Raw genomic sequence first — 3,975 nt, 5'->3', positions numbered from 1 at the left:
TGGGTGAGGGTGCTGTGCGGGTGGGTATCGCGGGCAGCCTGGAATACCGCGCGCGCGCGATCGCCCTGTACCCCTGATCGACCAGCCCACCCGGCGTCGTCAAACGAAAAGGATCGGCCCACTCCGTACTTCCAGGAGTAGGCCGATCCCTTTCGTTGCGAGCGGTCGGTAGAACGAGGGGGCTCAGTGGGTGGCGAAGCTGGCGGCCGCGGACAGATAGCCGACCGTCCGACCGTCGCCCTTCACCTCGATGTGCGCACCTTGGCTGAGGCGATGCAGCTCGGTCCCCGAGGCCGACGCGACGGCGCCGTGCAGCGTGTACGAGCCCTCGCCGAGCGCGAGGTCGCTGAACTGGAACCGGTACTTCGCGGTGCCATGCACGGTCGGCACGCGAACTCCCAATAGCTTCGTGTTGGTGCCGAACACCGAGACGCCGAGGCTCGACTCGATCCCCACACCCAGCACGCCCTCGTCGAACGGCTCACTGGCACGGATCGTCATCTCCACGGTGAGCGGGTCGCCGGGCGAGACGCTCTCGACCGGAAGACCGCTCGGCCCGAGGGCGACCACGGACTCCACGACGACAAGCTCCGGTCGAGCGTCCTCCGCCTGCACCTTCACGCGGAGCCGCTCCAGGTCCTCCTGGCGCGTCTGCTCGAACTCGGAGCGAAGCGTGCGCAGAGAGTCGCGGGGCTCACCGTCGGCGATCACGCGACCGCTCTCCAGGACGATCGCACGGTCACACAGATCGGCGACGGTATCCAGCGAGTGGGTCACTAGGACGATCGTCCGCCCGTCGTGCTGGAACCCGCGAATGCGGTCCATGCACTTGCGCTGGAACGGCTCGTCTCCGACGGCGAGGACCTCGTCGACCAAGAGGATGTCCGGGTCGACGTGCACGGCGACCGCGAACGCCAGCCGGACGTACATGCCCGACGAGTAGAACTTGACCTGCGTGTCGATGAACCTCTCGATGCCCGAGAAGTCGACGATCGCATCGAAGTGCTGATCGGTCTGCACTCGGGACAGCCCGAGGATCGAGGCGTTGAGGTAGACGTTCTCACGGCCGGTGAGGTCGGGATGGAACCCCGCACCGAGCTCAAGGAGCGCTGCGAGCCGGCCGCGAAGCCGCACCTCGCCGGTGGTCGGCTGCAAGATGCCGCCGATCATCTTGAGCAGCGTGCTCTTGCCTGATCCGTTCGGCCCGATGAGACCGACGGTACTGCCGGAGCTGATCGACAGGTCGATGTCGCGCAGTGCCCAGAAGTCGTCCTTGTGCTGGTTCGAGCGGCCGAAGTTGACCAGGCGCTCCTTGAGCGACTTCTCCTTGCGGATGACGAATCGCTTCGAGAGGTCGGTGACCTCGATGACTGGTGTGGACATCACAGCTCCTGAGCAAAGTTGCTCTGCAGGCGCGAGAAGACGCGCTGGCTAAACCAGAGCAGGACGAACGAGACACCGAGCGTAATCGCCAGGCGAGCGATGAGGTCGTCCGGATATGCCTGCCCGTCACCCGCGACCCAGAAGGTTCGTTGAAAGCCAAGGACGACCAGCGTCATCGGGTTCGCAAGGTACAACTGCTCCCAGAACGTACCGTCCAAGGCTCGCTGGACCAGTTCCCACGAGTAGACGATCGGCGACAGCCAGAACAGGATCATGATCAGGATTTCGGTCAAGTACTGCACGTCGCGCAGGTAGACGTTGATCGCGGCGAGAAGGAGACCTAATGCGGTCCCGAAGACCACCAGCACGGCCAAGGAGAGCGGAAAGTAGACCCAGCGGTCACCGGTCGGGAACTGCTTCGCGGCGGCCGTGGCAGCGAGGAGGATCAGTATCTGGATCCAGAAGTTGAAGAGTGCTGCACCAACACTGCTGAGGGGAAACACCTCGCGCGGGACGTAGACCTTCTTGATGAGGCCGGAGTTGTTCACGATCGACGAGGTTGAGTTGATCACGATGTCCGAGAACAGCTGCCAGGCCGTCAGGCCGGTGAAGACGAAGATGGCGAATGACGGGATGCTGCGTTCGGCCTCGAGGAACTTTCCCAGCGCTACGTAGTACGTGAGCAGCAGGGCGAGGGGACGGGCGAGGCTCCAGAAGAATCCAAGGACGCTGTCCTTGTACCGGGCCTTGAGCTCGCGACGAACCAGCAGGTTGAGCAGCTCGGAGTGACTAAACACGTCGCGGACGGAGTGCCACGTTCCGGTGACGAAGCCGGCGCGAGGGCCTGCCGAGCGTAGTGGCTCCGCACTTAGGCGCGATTCGCGCTCGGCGAGGCCTGCTTCGCGCACAGCGTTGTCGTTCGTCATCTGCTCCCTTGTCCCGGCGGCGCCGTCGCGGGCGCCGACCGGCCTCGAATCTTACCGGCTGGGTGAACGGCGGTGGTTCGCGCCCGACGACTGCTGAGCCGTTCCGGCGCGCTCAAAGGGGTGATCGTGCGGGTGGCTTCGGTCGACGCGCGGACTGACGGGCCCTGTCCGTGGTGGAATGTCGCGGGATCATCAGTGCCGAGCAGGGGGAACAGTCATGGCTAGTCGCCGATCGAGTCGGGCGGGCGCGTGGTCCTGTGCGCTCACACTCCTCTTCGTCATCGGGCTCGCTTCCCCCTCGGACGCGACGACGCTGCCGACGGTGGGTCCGGTCGCCGCTGCGGCGGGAGACTCCGTCACGTTCTCCGGCCACGGGTACGGCCACGGCCGTGGCATGGGCCAGTACGGCGCGTACGGGTACGCCGTGGACCAGGGCTGGTCCTACCAGGCGATCCTGGGCCACTACTACTCGAACACGACCCTGCAGGGCGTCGGCAACCCCATGATCTCGGTCGAGCTCACCCGGGACACGGGCGCGGACACCATCGCGATGGGTGACGGTCTGGCGGTCAATGGTTCCGCGATCGGCGCGGGAGCCGTCCTGGTCCGCAAGGCGGGGTCAGGCGTGTTCACGGTGTTCACTGCGCCCGGCTGTGCCGGTCCGTGGTCGGTGCTGAACCCGAGCGTCGGCTCGGGGCTGACCATCACCGACACCGACGGCATGCCGACCGTGTGCGAGTCGACCAAGACGACGACCTACCGCGGATCGCTCCGCGTGGTCGACGCGGGTGGCACCCACTACACGTTCAACGACGTGAGCACCGAGGACTACCTTCGCGGCGTGCTCCCGCGCGAGTCGCCCGCGTCGTGGGGAGACGCAGGCGGTGGCCGCGGCATGCAGGCGCTCATGGCTCAGGCCGTGGCCGCGCGCAGCTACGCCCTCGCGTACGGCGGCCGCACGAGCGGCGCGAGCATCTGCGACTCCGAGTCCTGCCAGGTGTACGGCGGCGCGATCGAGAGGCCGTACAGCACCGGGGTGGTCAAGACCCTCGAGGACGCGCGCACCAACGCCGCAGTGCAGGGAACGGCAGGCGTGGCGCTCGCGATGCCGGGCGGTGCGATCGCTCGCGCCGAGTTCAGCTCGTCCACGGGCGGCTACACAGCCGGCGGCACGTTCCCGGCGGTCGTGGACGACGGCGACGCCACCGGGCAGAACCCGAACCGAAACTGGATCAGCACCATCCCCGTGGGCACCGTCGCCTCTGGCCTGGGTGTCAGCTCCATCCGGTCGATCTCGGTGACGCAGCGGAACGGGCTCGGTGCTGAGGGCGGGCGAGTGCTCTCCGTCAGAGTCGTCGACAACGCCGGTGTGACCAAGACGCTCACCGGTAACCAGGTGCGGGTCGCACTCGGGCTGCGCAGCGACTGGTTCAGCATCAGCTGGGACTCTCCGGCGGAGGCTCAGTCGGTGGTGCGGGCGATGTACATGGATCTGTTGGGTCGTGGTCCGGATCCGACGGGTCTGCAGGGTTGGTCGGCGGCGTTGTTGTCGGGGACGGGTCAGCCTGCGCTGGTGGCTGCGTTGACGCGTAGCGATGAGTACATCGCGTTGCGGGTGTCGAAGGCGTACAACGAGGTGCTGGGTCGTGCACCGGAGCCTGCGGGT

The 3,975-nt window shown here is 66.6% G+C and carries 3 protein-coding genes; 1 reads left to right on the top strand and 2 read right to left on the bottom strand.

Going from position 1 to position 3,975, the window contains the following annotated elements; all coding sequences use genetic code 11:
• Positions 1 to 183: 183 nt before the first annotated feature.
• Both N553_RS20270 and N553_RS0100010 read right to left on the bottom strand, forming a co-directional pair.
• On the bottom strand, positions 184 to 1,383 hold the full coding sequence (locus tag N553_RS20270) for an ABC transporter ATP-binding protein (RefSeq protein WP_034620346.1): 1,200 nt from the start codon (positions 1,381 to 1,383) through the stop codon (positions 184 to 186).
• Positions 1,383 to 2,309: an ABC transporter permease gene (locus N553_RS0100010; protein ID WP_034620344.1), complete on the bottom strand. Its 927-nt coding sequence runs from the start codon at positions 2,307 to 2,309 to the stop codon at positions 1,383 to 1,385. The genes N553_RS20270 and N553_RS0100010 overlap by 1 nt, the downstream gene beginning before the upstream one ends.
• Before the next feature lie 322 nt (positions 2,310 to 2,631).
• Between N553_RS0100010 and N553_RS20265 the strand changes: the two genes are divergently transcribed.
• The coding region (locus N553_RS20265) for a SpoIID/LytB domain-containing protein (RefSeq protein WP_051639706.1) at positions 2,632 to 3,975 on the top strand (1,344 nt) is incomplete at its 3' end.

Source organism: Cellulomonas sp. URHE0023 (genome assembly GCF_000688475.1).
In the GTDB taxonomy this organism is placed as follows: domain Bacteria; phylum Actinomycetota; class Actinomycetes; order Actinomycetales; family Cellulomonadaceae; genus Cellulomonas.
This window is presented reverse-complemented; position numbering and strand designations above follow the sequence as displayed.

What these genes read in the sequence shown, in the direction of transcription:
- N553_RS20270 (WP_034620346.1), bottom strand. Translation starts at nt 1,383, where the DNA reads ATGTCCACACCAGTCATCGAGGTCACCGACCTCTCGAAGCGATTCGTC.
- N553_RS0100010 (WP_034620344.1), bottom strand. Translation starts at nt 2,309, where the DNA reads ATGACGAACGACAACGCTGTGCGCGAAGCAGGCCTCGCCGAGCGCGAA.